General features: G+C 67.0%; 17 protein-coding genes and 1 rRNA gene. 12 read left to right on the forward strand and 6 right to left on the reverse strand.

All coding sequences use genetic code 11. From position 1 onward, the window contains the following. Positions 1-91 (forward strand): 5S ribosomal RNA (rrf, locus tag ACIA8C_RS40135); the annotation flags it as partial. A 45-nt stretch (positions 92-136) separates the two neighbouring features. Here rrf and ACIA8C_RS40140 read toward each other — a convergent pair. Continuing rightward, a complete protein-coding gene (locus tag ACIA8C_RS40140; RefSeq protein ID WP_397144220.1) occupies positions 137-1,321 on the reverse strand; it encodes an epoxide hydrolase family protein in 1,185 nt (394 codons plus the stop codon). Between the two features lie 82 nt (positions 1,322-1,403). Here ACIA8C_RS40140 and ACIA8C_RS40145 point away from each other — a divergent pair, with 82 nt between their 5' ends. Beyond that, positions 1,404-1,979 carry a CGNR zinc finger domain-containing protein gene (locus tag ACIA8C_RS40145; RefSeq protein ID WP_397144222.1) on the forward strand — a complete coding sequence of 192 codons (576 nt, stop codon included), beginning with the start codon at positions 1,404-1,406 and terminating at the stop codon, positions 1,977-1,979. Positions 1,980-1,986: 7 nt separating this feature from the next. On the opposite strand, the gene ACIA8C_RS40150 is transcribed toward ACIA8C_RS40145, so the two are convergent. Together ACIA8C_RS40150 and ACIA8C_RS40155 are read right to left on the reverse strand one after the other, a co-directional pair. Continuing rightward, entirely contained in the window at positions 1,987-3,150 is a 1,164-nt protein-coding gene (locus tag ACIA8C_RS40150) for a DUF2786 domain-containing protein (RefSeq protein ID WP_397144224.1), read from the reverse strand. A gap of 580 nt (positions 3,151-3,730) precedes the next feature. Then, entirely contained in the window at positions 3,731-4,603 is an 873-nt protein-coding gene (locus ACIA8C_RS40155; RefSeq protein WP_397144226.1) for a helix-turn-helix domain-containing protein, read from the reverse strand. A 125-nt stretch (positions 4,604-4,728) separates the two neighbouring features. On the opposite strand from ACIA8C_RS40155, the gene ACIA8C_RS40160 reads away from it, so the two are divergent. Both ACIA8C_RS40160 and ACIA8C_RS40165 read left to right on the forward strand, forming a co-directional pair. Further along, positions 4,729-5,520, forward strand: coding sequence for an SDR family oxidoreductase (locus ACIA8C_RS40160; protein ID WP_397144228.1), 792 nt, complete (start codon positions 4,729-4,731; stop codon positions 5,518-5,520). A 1-nt stretch (position 5,521) separates the two neighbouring features. After that, positions 5,522-6,589 (forward strand): diacylglycerol kinase, encoded by a 1,068-nt coding sequence (locus ACIA8C_RS40165; RefSeq protein ID WP_397144230.1) that lies wholly within the window; start codon positions 5,522-5,524, stop codon positions 6,587-6,589. A gap of 2 nt (positions 6,590-6,591) precedes the next feature. Here ACIA8C_RS40165 and ACIA8C_RS40170 read toward each other — a convergent pair whose 3' ends face one another. Together ACIA8C_RS40170 and ACIA8C_RS40175 are read right to left on the reverse strand one after the other, a co-directional pair. Next, positions 6,592-7,800 carry an alpha-hydroxy acid oxidase gene (locus ACIA8C_RS40170; RefSeq protein ID WP_397144377.1) on the reverse strand — a complete coding sequence of 403 codons (1,209 nt, stop codon included), beginning with the start codon at positions 7,798-7,800 and terminating at the stop codon, positions 6,592-6,594. Positions 7,801-7,811: 11 nt separating this feature from the next. After that, the gene (locus ACIA8C_RS40175) at positions 7,812-8,579 is read right to left on the reverse strand and encodes an SDR family NAD(P)-dependent oxidoreductase (RefSeq protein WP_397144232.1); all 768 of its coding nucleotides are present in this window, start codon (positions 8,577-8,579) and stop codon (positions 7,812-7,814) included. A 212-nt stretch (positions 8,580-8,791) separates the two neighbouring features. Between ACIA8C_RS40175 and ACIA8C_RS40180 the strand changes: the two genes are divergently transcribed. Genes ACIA8C_RS40180 through ACIA8C_RS40205 form a run of 6 tightly spaced genes read left to right on the forward strand, consistent with a single transcriptional unit; the run spans position 8,792 to position 14,971 of the window. Further along, the gene (locus ACIA8C_RS40180) at positions 8,792-10,129 is read left to right on the forward strand and encodes an enolase C-terminal domain-like protein (RefSeq protein ID WP_397144234.1); all 1,338 of its coding nucleotides are present in this window, start codon (positions 8,792-8,794) and stop codon (positions 10,127-10,129) included. Continuing rightward, positions 10,126-11,223, forward strand: a complete 1,098-nt coding sequence (locus ACIA8C_RS40185; RefSeq protein ID WP_397144236.1) for a sugar ABC transporter substrate-binding protein — start codon at positions 10,126-10,128, stop codon at positions 11,221-11,223. Before ACIA8C_RS40180 ends, ACIA8C_RS40185 begins: the two co-directional genes overlap by 4 nt. Then, positions 11,220-12,716: a sugar ABC transporter ATP-binding protein gene (locus ACIA8C_RS40190; protein WP_397144238.1), complete on the forward strand. Its 1,497-nt coding sequence runs from the start codon at positions 11,220-11,222 to the stop codon at positions 12,714-12,716. Before ACIA8C_RS40185 ends, ACIA8C_RS40190 begins: the two co-directional genes overlap by 4 nt. Continuing rightward, complete coding sequence (locus tag ACIA8C_RS40195; protein WP_397144240.1) at positions 12,713-13,726, forward strand: ABC transporter permease; 1,014 nt, start codon at positions 12,713-12,715, stop codon at positions 13,724-13,726. Before ACIA8C_RS40190 ends, ACIA8C_RS40195 begins: the two co-directional genes overlap by 4 nt. 2 nt (positions 13,727-13,728) lie before the next feature. Continuing rightward, positions 13,729-14,064, forward strand: a complete 336-nt coding sequence (locus ACIA8C_RS40200; protein WP_397144242.1) for an L-rhamnose mutarotase — start codon at positions 13,729-13,731, stop codon at positions 14,062-14,064. Next, entirely contained in the window at positions 14,057-14,971 is a 915-nt protein-coding gene (locus ACIA8C_RS40205; protein WP_397144244.1) for an aldo/keto reductase, read from the forward strand. The genes ACIA8C_RS40200 and ACIA8C_RS40205 overlap by 8 nt, the downstream gene beginning before the upstream one ends. A gap of 92 nt (positions 14,972-15,063) precedes the next feature. On the opposite strand, the gene ACIA8C_RS40210 is transcribed toward ACIA8C_RS40205, so the two are convergent. Next, positions 15,064-15,732, reverse strand: a complete 669-nt coding sequence (locus ACIA8C_RS40210) for a FadR/GntR family transcriptional regulator (protein ID WP_397144246.1) — start codon at positions 15,730-15,732, stop codon at positions 15,064-15,066. Positions 15,733-15,772: 40 nt separating this feature from the next. On the opposite strand from ACIA8C_RS40210, the gene ACIA8C_RS40215 reads away from it, so the two are divergent. Next, positions 15,773-16,654, forward strand: a complete 882-nt coding sequence (locus tag ACIA8C_RS40215; RefSeq protein ID WP_397144248.1) for an amidohydrolase family protein — start codon at positions 15,773-15,775, stop codon at positions 16,652-16,654. Then, on the forward strand, positions 16,651-17,538 hold the full coding sequence (locus tag ACIA8C_RS40220; RefSeq protein WP_397144250.1) for a fumarylacetoacetate hydrolase family protein: 888 nt from the start codon (positions 16,651-16,653) through the stop codon (positions 17,536-17,538). The genes ACIA8C_RS40215 and ACIA8C_RS40220 overlap by 4 nt, the downstream gene beginning before the upstream one ends.

The raw sequence follows: 17,538 nt of genomic DNA on the forward strand, positions 1-17,538 counted from the left end.
GCCCGGTCCCATTCCGAACCCGGAAGCTAAGCCTGCCAGCGCCGATGGTACTGCACTCGACAGGGTGTGGGAGAGTAGGACACCGCCGGAACATCATTGCAGAAGACCCCCAACATTGTTGGGGGTCTTTTTGCGTTTACCGATCAGCAGCCAGCACTGCCGCGAGACCTTCCTGCAGATCCTTGACGAAAAACTCGGGAACCTCCAGCGACGGGAAATGTCCCCCGGTTTCAGGCGACCTCCATCGGACGATTTGCCGGTACCGCTGCTGTGCCCAGGGGCGCGGGCACTTTTCGATATCGTGGGGATACACGCTGATTGCCGACGGAACGTCCACCCGAAGTTCGGGGTCGAACGCGTTGACACCGCCGTGGCTTTCGTAATAGATGCGGGCCGCCGATGCGCCGGTCCGCGTCAGCCAATACAACGTGACGATGTCGAGAATGCCGTCCCTGGAAATCGTCTCGAACGGATTGTCTTCGGTATCTGTCCACTCAGCGAACTTGTCGAGAATCCAGGCGAGCAGCCCGACCGGGGAGTCGACGAGCGAGTACCCGATGGTTTGCGGCCGGGCCGCCTGCTGCTTCGCGAACGCCGCGCGGGGGCCGCACCAGAAGTCGCGGGATTCCTCGGTCCATGCGCGCTCGGCCGCCGTCAGACCGTCCGTTGTCATCCCGGACGGTGCCTGCGGGGTCAGCGTGTGGATGCCGAGAACGCGTTCCGGGAACCTGCCGCCGAGGACGGTGGTGATCACGCCGCCCCAGTCGCCGCCGTGAGCTACGAACTTGGAGTAGCCGAGTCGTTCCATCAGTTCCACCCATGCTGCGGCGATCTTTCCGATGCCCCAGCCGGTCGTGGCAGGCCTGTCGCTGTAACCGAAGCCGGGTAGCGACGGGACCACGACGTGAAACGCCGGCACGGCCGCATCTTTCGGATCCGCCAGCTCGTCTACAACATCGATGAACTCGGCAATGCTGCCCGGCCAGCCGTGCGTCAAGATCAGCGGAGTGGCGTCCGTGCGCGCGGAGCGGCGGTGCAGGAAGTGGATTCCCAGACCGTCGATGGTCGTGCGGAACTGTCCGATCCAGTCGAGGCGTGCTTCGAACGACCGCCAGTTGTACTCGGTGCGCCAGTAGTTCACGAGATCGACGAGGTCGGCGAGCGGAACGCCCTGGTCCCATCGGCGAGGGTCGGGCGCGGCGCGATAGACCGTCTCAGCTTCCGGCAGCCGGGCCGCGGCTAACCGGGCGCGCAGATCGTCGAGGTCAGCGTCGGTTGCGTGGGCTTCGAATGCTTGCACGTCATTGGCTGGGTAGGGCATGAGACCTCCTGATCACGATGGAACCGGCTTAGACGGTTCTAACATGGTCCGGTGCCGGCGTGCAACCAGCTATGGTGGTTCCATGCGTGCTGGGTTTCCTGGTTTTCGCCTCGGTAGCGTGCTGGCGACCAGCTTCACGGGGACTCTGTCGGAGCGTCATGGCACCGCGGTGGAGCGCATCCCCACGCCGCAGCGACTCATCGACTGGTTGACCGTGAACGGCCTCGCGGTGGACTCCTGCACTACCGCCCAGCTCGAACTCGCTCGGGAACTGAGGGAATCAATTCACACGGTCGCGACGGCGGCCGCGATCCGCGACGCGCTGCCCGAGTCTGCTGTCCAGGTCATCAATGATCGCAGCGTGCAGGGCCGGGCCGCGGCTATCCTGACGCCCGAGGGTAATCGGCGCTGGCGACTCGGCTCGGCGTCCCGTGTGGAGGACGCACTCAGCGTGATCGCCGCCGACGCGATCAGCATCATCGCAGGCGAGCGAGACGGAAGATTGGCCTTATGCGCGTCGCCTACCTGCCAGGCCGCCTTCTTCGACACCAGCCAAAGTCGCACCCGCAAATGGTGTGACATGAACACGTGCGGTAATCGCCAGAAGAAAGCGCGCTTCAACGCCAATCAGCGTAAAAGCCCCACCGAGTTGCCTTGACGCGGAACTATTTCCGAATAGGACGCCGCGCGCCGAGCTCCGCGCTATCGGCAGCGGCGCGGCCGTCGTCCCAGCCATTGGCATTGGGGATGGTGACACCGCGATTGCGCACCTCCGGGAACAGGGTGTCGAATGCCTTGTCCACCTTCAGCTGATGCGAGGCGAGCACCGGCAACAGCCGTTCCGGATCGGCTGATTTCGCGATGGTGGTTTCGTTCGCCGTCGCCAGCCGCTCACCGATGCGCGTCGCATAGGCGATGAGGAACGACTTCCGATAGGAACGACTCCTGGAGTCCGCACTGCGATCTGCCTGGTTACCACTGGCGATCATCGCCCGGGTGGCTTGCACGAGCAGCGATGTCGTCAACAGCTCGACGACCTCCAGATCCCCCTCATCCCCGACGATGGTCATGAACCCCCACGCCGACGAGAAGATCGCCCGGCAGCGGTTGGCGTTGGTGACCACATCGACGAGCAGCGCCTTGGCATCGACATACGGGGTGTCCAGCCAAATCCGGCACGCGCCAGGCAGATCGAGGACGGAGGTGTCCGCGTCGACCAGCACGCGGTCGAGCGCGTATTTGGTCATCAACTCTTGAGCTTTTGCCGAAAGCGCCTCGGCCTCATCCGGAAACGAGGTCGACTCGGCCTTCGCAAGCAACCCTCGGACGCGGCTCAGAATCTTCTCGTCGACATGATGGTGCACGGCCGCGCTCGGCGACGCGGTGCCGGGCAGTGGACGAATGAGTTCCAGCCGCGGCAGCCGGATCAGCAGCGCCAGCGCCTGGACCAGAGTGGTGACCGCCTCGACCGGCGTCAGCAGGTGCTTCGCCGCCCACTGACCGAGGTGCGGTGCCGACTGCGACCACCAGGCGACGGCATCGAGATCGTCGAGCTGTACCCGCCACGTCTCATCGACCGATGCGGCGGCGAAAGGTTGCGTGTACGTGGCGATCACATCGATCAGCAGCGCGATCGCGTACTCGTCGAGGTGCCGCCGCGCGGCCTGGTGAATGTCCTCGGGCAGCCAGCCGTTCTGGAAGACCCGGGTGATGATGTGCTGACCAGCGAGCTGCGCGCCGCGCTCCACCGGCGCCGTCAACCGGTCACGACCGGTAATCGCCGTCGCGCAACGCTCTGCCGCGGCCGAAGAGCCCTTTGCCGTCTCCATCGCGGCAGCCATCATGGCGTTGGCGATCTGCTCCGCGTCCGCGGGCGGTTGTTGTGCAGACCAGAAGCCAGAGCTGGCGGTCGGACCATTCTCCGGACGTCGCCCGGTACGCCCTCGCCGATTCTGCTTACCTATTGTCGCCACCCCCTATGCGTGGTCCGCGTGCTGATATCCCGCAACGATAGGCAACCTGCGGATAAAGCCGCCGCGCGGGTCCGGACGCTCGTCCTTCGACGCGCGACCGGGCCGGAGCTCGGCCCTCGTGCGCGCAACGTTCGCCGCCGGATTGGTCGCACGGCGCCCTACTGTGCGTGCCGCGCACGGTTTCGTCCGACGCGCGACCGGGCCGGAGCTCGGCCCTCGTGCGCGCAACGTTCGCCGCCGGAGTTCGTTGCCCACGGCGCCTTACTGTGCGTGCCGCGCACGGTTTCGCCCGCTGCGCGAAACGATTGGCGATCTCGTGCGCGGGAGGCCGAACGCTGCGCGGGATGCGACCCGATTTACGGTCGGCGAATCTCGCTGGTGGCGCTGGTAGTCCATTCGGTCGTCGCTTCGCGGAGCGAAGAGGTTCGGCCGTCGATCAACGGTGTGACGCAAGCGCTGCCGTCAGCTCGCGTGCGGCGTCCAACGTTGCTGAAATGTACTCGTCGCGTTCGGGTTTGGCTGCTTCCGCGCGGAGCGGGCCGAGCTGTACCTCGTAGGCGGCGGTGCCCGTCGAGTCGAATACCGGTGCCGCGAGGTAGCTCAGCGGGAGCGCCTCCTCGGAATCGAGTTCGGCTCTGGTGAACGGTCGCGAGGTGAGTGCGGCGAGCTGGCGAAGGGCGCGGGTGCGCAGATGTGGTTGCAGCAGTTCGGATCCCACGGCGCCGAGCAGGTCGGCCAGTAGGTCGACCAGGCCCGCGTCGTCGGCCCGCGGCCGGAAGACGGCGACCCCGCGGTCGCGGACGAGGGCGAGCAGCGTGCTCGCCGTGCGCCGGTCCGCGCCGGCCGCGGTCGTGGTCCACGCGTTCTGCGCACCGGCCGATCGCCACGGCATCACGCTCGCCCCGGCCGGGAACTGTAACGGAATGCGATGTCCGACAGGGATTCCCGGGACGACGCGGTCGGTGCCGTGCCGGACGTCGAGCACGGTGAGACGGTCAGGTTCGATGCGGCTGAACGTCGCGCCGGATCCGGTCCGTGCGGCGAGTGTCGCGAGGACAGCGCCGACACCATGGGGGAGTGCGGCTCCGTTGAGTCCGGCCAGCGCGGGTCCGATCACATAACCGCGGTTGGCGTCGCGACCGACCCAGCCCGCCGCGTCTAGCTCCGTGAGGATCGCGGTCGCGGTGGCGCGAGCGATGTCGAGCCGCTCGGCGATCCCCGCGATGCTGACCGGTTCCGTCGACGTCGCGAGCAGCGAAACGATATCGACGACGCGTCGCGTCGGCGGGGACGCGGATCGGTCCGGCATGGCGGAACCCCTTGTTTCTGCTCGGGCGGGCAACCTACTATGTGTCGAATATTAGTGCATGATATGTCGAATATTCGACAATCGCAGGTCTGCGCGGGGTCGCGCAAGGCAGGAATGGAGCGCGCATGATTCTGGATCGGTTCCGCCTTGACGGGCAGGTCGCCATCGTGACCGGCGCGGGCCGCGGGTTGGGCGCCGCGATCGCGGTGGCCTTCGCGGAGGCGGGCGCGGATGTCGTCATCGCGGCCCGCACCAAGAGCCAATTGGATGAGGTGGCCGAGCGGGTGACCGCACTGGGACGCCAAGCCCATGTGGTGCCCGCGGACCTGAGCGATATCGACGCCACGGCGGCGCTCGCCGAGATCGCGGTGCAGCGCTTCGGGCGACTGGACATCGTGGTCAACAATGTCGGCGGCGCCATGCCGTGCCCGCTGCTCGACACCACACCGCAGGCGCTGGTCGACGCGTTCAACTTCAACGTCACCAACGCGCACGCCCTGGTCCGCGCCGCGGTGCCGCGAATCCTCGAAACCGCCGGTGGCGGTTCGATTCTCAACATCACCTCGACCATGGGCCGGTTGCCTGGCCGCGCGTTCGCGGCCTACGGCACCGCCAAGGCGGCACTGGCGCACTACACCAAACTGGCCGCGCTGGACCTGAACCCGCGCATCCGCGTGAATGCCATTGCGCCGGGCTCGATCCTGACCTCCGCGTTGGAGATAGTCGCGAGCAACGACGCGATGCGCACCGAATTGGAAACCAAGACACCGTTGCACCGCATCGGCGATCCTGAGGACATCGCCGCGGCCGCTTTGTACCTGGTTTCCCCGGCGGGCAAATACCTCACCGGCAAGGTGCTCGAACCCGACGGCGGCTTGATCACCCCCAACCTCGACATCCCGATTCAGGATCTGTGACATGACTTTTCGAGTAGTGCAGTGGGGCACCGGCAATGTCGGCAGGCACGCCCTCGCCGGCGTCATCGCCAATCCCGACCTGGAGCTGTCCGGCGTGTGGGTGTCGGGCCCGAAGAAGGACGGCATGGATGCCGGAACCATTGCCGGGCTCGAGCATCCGGTCGGCGTAACCGCGACAACGGACGCCGACGCGATCCTCGCCGCGCGCCCAGACTGCGTCGTCTACTGTTCGATGACCGACAACCGTTTGATGGATGCCATCGGCGACCTGCAACGGATCCTCAGCGCCGGAATCAATGTCGTCGCCTGCGCCCCCGTGTTCTTCCAGTACCCCTACGGTGTGCTGCCCGACGAACTACTGAAGCCGATCCAAGAGGCTGCGGCGCAAGGCAATTCAACACTGTGGGTCAACGGCATCGACCCCGGTTTCGCGAATGATCTACTCCCGCTGGCATTGGCCGGTACCTGCCTGCGCATCGACGAGCTCCGCTGCATCGAGATCGTCGACTACGCCAGCTACGACAATCGCGAAGTCATGTTCGACATCATGGGATTCGGCAAGCCGCTCGACGACATCCCGATGCTGCTCCAGCCGGGTGTGCTGTCCTTGGCCTGGGGCGGCACCGTCCGTCAGCTCGCCGCGGGTATCGGCGTCACCCTCGACGCCGTGACCGAGACCTACCAGCGCATCCCGGCCACCCACTCGTTCGACATCGCTACCGGCCACATCGCCGAAGGCACCGCCGCCGCACTGCGTTTCGAGGTGCGCGGCATGGTCGGCGATACCCCGGTCACCGTTCTGGAACACGTCACCCGCCTGCACCCGGACCTCTGCCCCGACTGGCCACAACCCGCGCACCACGAAGGCTCTTACCGCGTCGAGATCACCGGTGAACCCAGCTACGCCATGGACCTGGTGACCTCGAGCCACCACGGCGACCACAATCACGCCACCCTGCTCGCCACCGCCATGCGTATCGTCAACGCGATCCCCGCCGTGGTCCGAGCGCCCTCGGGCATCCTGACCGCCCTCGATCTACCCCTGATCACCAAACCCGCACAGCGGTAACCCTATTCGCGGGACCGATACCGCTCGAGCAAGCGCACGTGTGCCGGTTCGAGTTCCTCGATCGAACTGACACCGAGTAGCCGCATGGTCCGGATGATCTGGGTGCGCAGGATGTCGATCGTGCGGTCGACACCGGCCTCGCCGCCGGCCATCAGTCCGTACAGGTAGGCGCGACCGACGAGGGTGAACCGCGCGCCGAGGGCGAGGGCGGCGACGATGTCGGCGCCGTGCATGATGCCGGTGTCGAGGTGGATCTCCATGTCGTCGCCCACCTCGCGCACAACGGCGGGCAGCAGGTGCAGCGGGATGGGCGCGCGATCGAGTTGGCGCCCACCGTGATTCGACAGGACGATGCCGTCGACGCCGAGTCCGGCGAGGCGTTTCGCGTCGGCGACCGTCTGCACGCCCTTCACCAGAATTCGGCCGGGCCAGGTCTCTTTGATCCAGGCCAGGTCGTCGAAACTGACGGTCGGGTCGAACATGGAATCGAGCAGTTCGGCCACGGTGCCCGACCACCGATCGAGCGAGGCGAACGCCAGCGGTTCGGTGGTGAGGAAGTCCCACCACCACCATGGCCTGCGCAGGGCGTCGAGCGCGCCGGTCAGGGTGATCGACGGCGGCACCGTCATGCCGTTGCGCACGTCGCGCAGTCGGTTCCCCGCTACGGGCACGTCGACCGTGACGACGAGCGTGTCGAATCCCGCCTTCGCGGCCCGTTCGATGAGCGCGAGTGAACGATCGCGGTCGGTCCACATGTAGAGCTGAAACCAGTTGCGGGCGTTAGAGCCCGTGCCCTCGGCGACATCCTCGATCGCCGCGGTCCCCATCGTGGACAACGTGAACGGGATGCCCGCGCGTTCGGCGGCCCGCGCCCCGGCCAGCTCGCCTGCCGTGTGCATCATCCTGGTGAACCCGGTTGGCGCGATACCGAACGGCAGTGCGGCGGTCTTGCCGAGGACCTGCACGGCGGTGTCCGTGGTACCGACGTTGCGCAGGATCGCGGGCTGGAACTCGATGTCGGAGAACGCTTCCCGGGCTCGATCGAGGCTGATTTCGGCCTCGGCCGCGCCGTCGGTGTAGTCGAACGCGACCTTGGGGGTGCGCTTGCGGGCCAGCTCCCGCAAGTCCCAGATCGTTTGGGCGCGAGGGAGTTTGCCGCCGAACGGGCGCTGAAATCTGACCAGCGGCGCGAGCTCGCGGGGCCGCGGCATCCTGCGCGCGGTCACTCGGCCGCCTGCGTCGCGGCCCGCAAGCGCAGCGAATGCATGCCGCCGTCGACTTCGAACATCGTCGCGGTGACGGACGCCGCCGCCGGACCGGCCAGATACGCGACGGCGCCGGCGACTTCCGCCGCTGTGACCAGCCGCCCGTGCGGCTGACGCGCCCGCAACGCGGCCATTTCGGCATCGGGATCCGCGCTGGCCGCCAGCAGCCGCTGCACCCAGGGTGTGTCGACCGTTCCAGGATTGACGCAGTTCACCCGAATACCCTCCGCGAGGTGGTCGGCGGCCATGGCGCGAGTGAGCGACAGGATCGCGCCCTTACTGGCACTGTAGGCCGCGCGATCCGGCAGCCCCGTGGTGGCCGCGATCGAGCAGATGTTGACGATCGAGGCGGCGGGGGACTTCCGGAGGTGGGGCAGCGCCGCACGGGAGGCGCGCACCGTGCCGAGGACGTTGACCTCGAACACCCGACGCCATTCGTCGTCGGAGTTGTCCGCGACGGTCCCCTGCGCGCCGATGCCCGCGTTGTTGACGAGGATGTCGATCCGCCCGAACGCCGCGACGACGCCGGCGATCGCGCCGCGGACCGATTCGTCCTCGGCGACATCGCAGCGCAGGGCAACCTCCGCCGCGTCACCAGGATTCAGGTCGAGGACCGCCACCCGCGCGCCCGCCGCCGCGAACGTCTCGGAAACGGCCTTGCCGATGCCGGACGCACCACCGGTGACCACCGCCACCAGCCCGTCGAACGTGCCATGCGATGTCATATCGACCACCTTCTCGCCTCGATTCCGGTGCACGAGTTCGTTTCCGGACAGGTCCGATGTTTGACTCAGGCGAACATAACACCGATCGCCACTGCTCGCGCCAGATTGCCACTGCGCAACCAGGATTGACGAATCTTGCATCTGCCATTGCGCAGACAGACATCCGATGTATAGTCGTGACCCAGATCACTATCTGGAATGAGGATCACCCCATGGCGCACCTCACGGCGCTGGACACCTTAGACGTCCGGTTCCCGACGTCGCGCGAGCTGGACGGCTCGGACGCGATGAACCCAGACCCCGACTATTCGGCGGCCTACGTGATCCTTCGGACCGACGACCCGGCGGTCCGGGCGGGGCACGGATTCGCCTTCACCATCGGCCGCGGCAACGACGTGCAACGCGTCGCCATCCAGTCGCTCGAGCATCTGGTCGTCGGACGCTCGGTGGCCGAGATCGTCGGGAACCTCGGAGGATTCGCTCGCGACCTGGCCGCCGATTCCCAACTGCGTTGGCTCGGACCGGAAAAGGGCGTCATGCAGATGGCGGTGGGCGCGGTGCTCAACGCCGCCTGGGACCTCGCCGCGAAGTTGGCCGGAAAACCGTTGTGGCAGTTGGTTTCCGAGATGTCGCCGGAACAGCTCGTCGACCTGATCGACTTCCGCTATCTCACCGACGCGCTGACACCCGATGAGGCACTGGAGATCCTGCGCCGCGCTGAGCCCGGCCGGGCCGAGCGCACGGCCAAGCTACTCGACACCGGGTATCCGGCATACACGACCTCACCGGGCTGGCTCGGCTACTCCGACGACAAGCTCGCCCGCCTGGCCCGCCAGGCGGTGGCCGACGGATTCGGCACCATCAAGATCAAGATCGGCCGCGACGTGGAAGAGGATGTGCGCCGGGTCAAGGTCGCCAGGGAGGCGATCGGGCCCGACATCGGGCTCGCCGTCGACGCGAACCAGCGCTGGGATGTCGACGCGGCGGTGGACTGGATTTCCCGGCTGGCGCAGGCGAATCCGGCCTGGGTCGAGGAACCGACCAGCCCGGACGACATCCTCGGCCACGCGCAGATCCGCCGCCGGGTCGCGCCGGTGCGGATCTCGACCGGCGAGCACGGGCAGAACCGGATCCTGTTCAAGCAGCTGCTGCAAGCGGGTTCGGTCGACCTCTTGCAGATCGACGCGGCCAGGGTCGCCGGAGTCAACGAGAATCTGGCAATCCTGTTGCTGGCGGCCAAGTTCGGCGTCCCGGTGGTGCCGCATGCGGGCGGCGTCGGGCTGTGCGAGCTGGTCCAGCACCTGGCGATGATCGATTACGTCGCGGTCACCGGCACCACCCAGGATCGGGCGATCGAATTCGTCGACCATCTGCACGAGCATTTCCGGCATCCGGTCCGCGTGGTCGGTGGCCGCTACCTCGCCCCGCGCGAGCCAGGGTTCAGCGCCGAAATGCTGCCCGGCTCGTTACGCGACTACGCCTATCCGACCGGAGCCGCGTGGCGCGCGGATCCGCAGGCCCGCACGACCCAACAGCAGGAGAACCCATGAAAACCGCCAGCATCATCGGCGTAACCCTCGGCGCCACACTGGTCATCGCCTCGGGCGCCGCCTGTTCCCGGGAGTCCACCGGCACCGGCGACAGCGCCCCGGCCGTCACCGTCGGCGTCGGCGCGGACAACGGTGTCCTCGTCGGTGCCGACCAGCCGCGCTCGGACTCCGATTTCTGGAGCGCCTACGCGGGCTATCTAGGCCCGAAAGCCGCTGCCGCGGGTGTGAAGCTGGAGAACACCTCCTCCGACAACGACGCGAACCGGCTCAAGTCGAACGTCGACACCCTGCTGTCCAAGAACGTCAAGGCGATCATTATGGCGCCGCAGGACACCGCCGCGGTGAAGCCCGCCCTCACCGCGGCCGCCGCGAAGAACGTGCCGGTGGTCAGTGTCGACACCCGTCCCGACAGCGGCGGCGTGTACATGGTTGTCCGCGCGGACAACCGCGCCTACGGCACCAAGTCGTGCATATATCTCGGTGAAACCCTCAAGGGCGCAGGCAAAGTCGTCGAATTCCAGGGCGACCTGAGCTCGATCAACGGCCGTGATCGGTCGGAGGCGTTCGCGGACTGCATGAAAACGCGCTACCCCGGCATCAAGGTGATCGAGATCCCCACCGACTGGAAGGGCGATCGCGCCGTCTCCGGCCTACAGGACAAACTGCTGACCGATCCCGACATCAACGGCATCTACATGCAGGCGGGCGGGGTGTTCCTGCAGTCGACGATGGCCTTGCTGCGGCGCAGCAACAAACTGGTGAAAGCTGGTGAGCCAGGCCACATCACGATCGTGTCGAACGACGGCATCAAGGCCGAGCTGGACGCCATCGAGGCGGGCGAGATCGATGCGACCATTTCCCAGCCTGCCGACCTGTACGCGCAGTACGCGGCGTTCTACGCCAAGGCCGCTGTCGACGGCCGCAAGTTCACCCCCGGTCCCACCGACCATGGGTCGACGATCATCGACACCGGTGTCGGTGGCACGCTCGAAGACCAGCTGCCCGCGCCCGTCGTCACCCGAACGGGCGGCAAGGTGGGCGAACTCGACACTCTGACCCCCACCGCGCCCGGCCTCTGGGGCCACGGCGGATGACCGGCGATCCGATCGCCGAGGCGATCGACGTGTCGAAGCGGTTCGGGCGCAATGTGCTCGCGCTCGATCGGGTCGGCCTGCGGGTTGACGTGGGCCGGACGCACGCGTTGGTCGGGCGTAACGGTGCCGGGAAATCGACCCTGGTGTCGATCTTGACCGGACTCGCGGCTCCCGATGAGGGGGAGGTGCGGTTCAACGGTTTCCCGGCGCCGTCGCCCGCCGACCGGGACGGGTGGCGGTCCCGAGTGGCGTGCGTGTATCAGAAGTCGACGATCATTCCGGATCTGTCGGTGGCGGAGAACCTGTTCGTCAACAATCAGGGCTTCGGCAGCCGAATCATCAACTGGCGCAGGGTTCGCGGGCACGCTCGCGAACTACTCGACACCTGGTCGGTGCCGGTGGACGTCGATACCGTCGCCCGTGACCTGTCCGTGGAACACCGTCAGCTGGTCGAGATCGCCCGCTCGCTCTCGCACGGTGCGCGGTTCATCATCTTGGACGAGCCGACCGCCCAACTCGACGGACCCGCGATCAAGCGGCTGTTCACCAGGATCCGCGATCTGCAGACACAGGGCGTCACGTTCCTGTTCATCTCTCATCATCTCGACGAGACCTACGAAATCTGCCAGGACATCACCGTTTTCCGGGATGCCAGGCAGGTGCTGACCGCGCCGGTGGCCGAGCTCGGCAAGAAGGACCTGATCGCCGCGATGACCGGCGATTCGGTCGAACTCGAGACGCCGGTCGCGCGGCGCGATCTCGATGGCACGGCGGCACCGACGCTGCGGGTTGACGGGCTTTCGCGGGCGGGCGAATTCGAGGAGGTGGGTTTCGAGGTCAAGCCGGGGGAGATCGTCGGTCTCGCGGGCGGCGGCAGCAGCGGCCGGATCGAGGTCGCCGAGACGATCGTCGGATTACGCAGGGCGGCAGCGGGTTCCATTCTGGTATCCGGTAGTCGGCTCCGCCACGGCGGGGTTCGGGCCGCGCTCGACGCGGGGATCGGCTTCGTGCCTCGTGATCGGCACGAGGAGGGCCTGATTCCGGAGATGAGCGTGGCCGATAATGCCACCCTGACCGTGCCGCGGCGGCTCGGGCGGCTCGGGCTGCTTTCTCGTCGCACCCGGAACGCGGTAGCGGGCAGGGCTATCGATGATCTCGGCATCAAAACGGAAGGGCCCGATCAGAGTGTTGCCGAACTGTCCGGCGGCAATCAGCAGAAGGTCGTGTTCGCCCGCGCGTTGGCCACCGAGCCCGCGGTGCTGGTGCTGATCACGCCGACGGCAGGCGTGGACGTCCGGTCCAAGGAAACGTTGCGCGGTGTGGTGCGCGACGCCGCGGACCGCGGGACCGCCGTGCTGGTGGTGTCGGACGAACTCGACGATCTGCGTGACTGCGATCGCGTCCTGGTGATGGTGCAGGGCCGGATCGCCCAGGAATTCGAGCAGGGCTGGGGCGACAAGGAACTCGTCGCCGCGATGGAAGGACTGTTATGACCCCGATCGCTACCGCCCCCGGGTCCGCCGCGACTCGACGGCTGCCCGCGTTGCGCTGGGGCGCGCTGCGCGACTTCCTGCTCGTGCCGCCGATCCTGCTGGTGCTGGTGGTCGGCTACTTCATCAACACCAACTTCGTCTCGTCGGCCAACCTCACCAACGTGCTGACCTCGATGAGCGGCATCGCGCTCATCGTGCTGGCCGAGGTGCTGGTGCTGGTGGTCGGCCGGATGGATCTGTCGCTGGAGTCGACCTTCGGGCTCGCCCCCGGCGTCGCCATCTGGGCGACCATGGGCACCGCGAAGGTCGGCGCCTACACCTGGACCTCGCCGTGGATGGCCATCCCGATCGCGTTGCTCGTCGGCCTCGCCGTCGGCGCGCTGAACGGGGTGCTGATCGTGCGGTTCGGGTTGAACGGCTTCATCGTCACCCTGGCCATGCTCATCGCGCTGCGCGGGCTGCTCACCTTCCTCACCGAAGGTTTCACCCTCACCAAGATCCCGCCGTCGGTCGAATGGCTCGGGAACACAAGGATATTGGGGGTGCCGGTCGACGTGGCGCTGTGCCTTGCGCTGTTCCTCGTCGGCTATCTCGTGCTCACCTATACGACGGCCGGTCGCGCGCTCTACGCCGTCGGCGGCAACGAGGCCGCCGCGCGGGCCGCAGGCATCCGCACCGACAATGTTGTCATCGCCGTGCTGGTCGTCGCGGGTGGGCTCGCCGCGATCGGCGGCCTCATCTACTCGGGCCAGTTCGCCAGCGTGCAGGTGAGCCAGGGCGATGGGATGATCTTCCAGGTGTTCGCGGCCTGCGTGATCGGCGGCGTCGCGCTCAACGGCGGCCGCGGCTCGGTGCTCGGCGCGTTCTTCGGCGTGCTGATCCTCACGCTGATCCAGAAGCTGCTGTCCTACGGTGGGGTCAGTGCCGACTCGCTGAAGTTCATCAACGGCGCACTGATCCTGGTCGCCTTGGTGATCACCCGCATCGCCAGCGGCCGACGGCAGGAGTGAGCGTGCGAATCGCGTTGCACACCAAGCTGAAACCCGGTGCCGAAGCCGAATACGAGGCGGCGCATCGTGCGGTGCCCGGCGAACTCGTCGCCGCCATCAGGGCTGCCGGGGCCACGTCCTGGACCATCTGGCGCAGCGGCACCGATTTGTTCCACGTGATCGACTGTGCCGCCTACGATGTGCTGCTGAGCCGGTTGGCCGAGCTGCCCGTCAACGTCGAATGGCAGCTGCGGATCAACGAGTATCTCGAAGCGGCACACGACTATTCGGCCGTCGGCGCCGATGCGGCGCTGCCGGTGGTGTGGCAGCTCGATCCTTCGGACGGCGCGGATGAATGACGTAGCCGACATCGTCCTCGGCGGCGCGGGGTACGCGGGCCTGTTCCGTGCGATCGACGAGGCCGACGCGCAGGCGGGTATCGCGGCGGCCTGGGATGCGGGCATTCGCGCCTTCGACACCGCGCCGCACTACGGCGCGGGCCTGAGCGAGGAGCGTCTCGGCCGGTTCCTTCGCGCACGGTCGGAGTACACGATATCGACGAAGGTGGGTCGGTTGCTCTACGACGACCCGTTGGCGGCCGACGGTGTCGACGACTTCTATGGAGCGCCGAAACGCGCACGGCGACGCGACTATTCGGCGGCGGGCGTACGTCGATCACTGGAAGAGTCACTCGAACGACTCGGCCTGGACCGAGTCGACCAGCTGCTGATCCACGATCCGGACAACTATCAGGATCGAACACTCGCCGAGGCCGTGCCCGAACTGACCCGAATGCGCGATGTCGGCACGGTTTCCGGCATCGGAGTCGGCGTCAACGATGTGGACGTAGCACTGCGTTTTGTGCGGGAAACGACCATCGATCACGTTATGATCGCCGGTCGGTACACCTTGCTCGACCGGCGCGCGGAAGCCGAGCTACTCCCTGAATGCGCGCACCGAGGCATTCGAGTACTTGTCGCCGGTGTGCTGAACAGCGGGATCTTGGCTGACCCGTTGCACAGGGCCACGTTCGACTATCAGCCCGCCCAGCGCGTCATCATCGAACGTGCACAGGCGATGGAGCGAATCTGCGCGAAATACGATGTCCCCCTACGCGCCGCCGCACTCCAGTTCCCACGCCGCAACCCCGCGGTCGCCGCCACCGTCATCGGCGCAGGCACCAAGTCCGAAGTCGAAGACACCATCACGATGCTGAACATCGCTGTCCCGGAAGACCTCTGGCACGAACTGGCCCGGTGCGCATGACCAGCGACACAGACGCACACCTGCTGACCTTCCGCACCGAAATTCGCATGCGATTCTCGGTGCGGCACATCAGAAAGCGTGCGGCGATCGGGTCAGCCTGCGGCGCGGCGCAGCCATTCCATGACGCCCGCCACGTGGGCGAGGGCGCGGGCCTGCGCCAATTCTGGATCGCGGGCGGCGATCGCGTCACAGATGCCGCGATGCTCGGCGACGGTGCGCTCGAAGGCCCGCTCCTCGGTCATGCCGCGCCAGATCCTGGCTCGCGTGGTCGGCAGCGACAGCGAATCCAGCAGGGAGGCAAGCACTTTGTTGCCGGAGGCGGCGGCGATGGCGCCGTGGAACTCGAGATCCAGCGCGACCAGCTCGGTCACCGAGTTGGTCTCGGGCACGACGAGGGTGCGCAGGTGCGCGATGCCGTCCTCGGTCATCGATTGCGCGGCCAGCGCGGTGGCGGCGGGCTCGAGGATGCGCCGGATGCCGAGCACGTCCAATACCGAGTTGTCCTGGTGGAATTCGAGCAGGAAGCTCATCGCGTCGAGCAGCGACTTGGGCTCCAGGCTGGCCACATAGGTGCCGTCGCCCTGGCGCACGTCCAGGATCCGGACCAGCGAGAGCGCGCGGACCGCCTCGCGCAACGAGTTGCGCGAGACGCCGAGCTCGGCGGCGAGGTCCGCCTCGCGGGGCAGGCGCGCGCCCGGCTCGAGATCGCCCGAGATGATCATCGCCTTGATCTTCGCAATCGCGTCGTCGGTGACCGACACCTGTTTCCTTCGCCCTCGAGGATGTGAAGCTATGCCTCCGATGACTGTAGACTCCCACGTCCATATTTGGCGGATAGACGGCGGAACATTCGGCGTAGAGTACGACTGGCTGGACGAGACATCGGATGTTTTGTACCGCAACTACGCACTGACGGACGTGCAGCCGGAGTTGGCCGAGCACGATGTCGGCGCGGTCGTCCTGGTCCAAGCCGCAGATTCGCTGGCCGAGAATCGCGCTCTGCTGGCCGCAGCGACTGCCGCGCCGCTGCCGGCCGCGGTGGTCGGCTGGCTGCCGCTGCATCGGCCCGATCTCGTCGCCGCCGAGCTGCCCAGGCTGCGGGCGCATCCCGAGTTCGTCGGCGTCCGGCACATGATCCACCGCGACCCCGACCCGAAATGGCTACTGCGGCCCGAGGTTTCGGAGGGTCTCGCGCTGCTCGCCGAGGCAGGACTGGTGTTCGACGCGGTGGCCGAGCGACCGGATCTGCTCGCGCAGGTGCCGCTGATCGCGCGCGAACACCCCGACCTGACCATCGTCCTGGACCACCTCGGCAAGCCGCCCATCGCGACCGGCGAGTGGCAGCCATGGGCCGGCCTGCTCGCCGAGGCGGCCGCCCAGCCGAACGTGGTCGCCAAGATCTCCGGGCTGGCCACGGTATCCGGCGCCGAGATCACCGCCCGGCGCTGGCAGCCCTACGTCGACCACGCGCTGGCCTGCTTCGGGCCGGGGCGGCTGATGCTCGGCGGCGACTGGCCTTTCACGCTCACCGCCGCGTCGTATCGGACCGTATGGCAGACCACCCTGGACACACTGGCCGATCTGACCCCCACCGACCGCGTTCAGGTACTGACCGAAGTCGCTTGGCGCACTTACCAACTGCCCCTCGCACCGACCTGGATGTCCGAAGGAGAACCCGAATGAAGTTGCAGCGCATCGGCGAACTGGGCGCGGAGCGTCCGATCGTCCTCGACGGCGACCACGCCTACGACCTGCGCTCGCTCACCGGGGACATCGATGGTGACTTTCTCGCCGCCGACGGCATCGTGGCCGTCGCCTCGGCACTGGCCGCGGAACGGCTGCCCAGGATCGATCTCGCAGGCGAGCGCATCGGCGCCCCGATCGCCCGCCCGCACGCGGTGTGGTGCATCGGCATGAACTATGCCGCGCACGCCGCGGAATCGGGTTCGGCACCGCCGCAAACCCCCGTCGTCTTCTTCAAGACCCCCAACACGGTGGTCGGCCCCTACGACGACGTGCTGATCCCACGCGACTCGCACAAGACCGACTGGGAGGTAGAACTCGCGGTGGTGATCGGCCGCCGCGCACGCTACCTCGACACCGTCGACGAGGCGATGAATCACATTGCGGGATACACGATCTCGAACGACGTCTCCGAACGCGCCTTCCAGCTCGAACAATCGGGCGGCCAGTGGTCCAAAGGCAAGTGCTGCGAGACCTTCAACCCGCTCGGCCCCGCACTCGTCCCGCGCGACCAGCTCGACCCGGGCAACCTGCGGCTGCGTTCCTTCGTGAACGGCGAACCGCGCCAGGACTCCAGCACCGCCGACCTCATCTTCGACGTCGGCTACCTCGTCTGGCACTTGTCCCAATACGCCGTCCTCGAGCCCGGCGACATCATCAACACCGGAACCCCTGCGGGCGTAGCGCTTTCGGGTCGTTATCCGTACCTGCGCGACGGCGACGTAGTCGAGGTCGAGATCGAAGGTATCGGCCGGGCCAGGCAGCGATGCCGCGACGCCACCTGGGCGCGCGAATCGTCGCCGTCGGCCTCGGTCGAGGCGTGA

It is taken from the genome of Nocardia sp. NPDC051321, assembly GCF_044455225.1.
Taxonomy (GTDB): Bacteria; Actinomycetota; Actinomycetes; order Mycobacteriales; family Mycobacteriaceae; genus Nocardia.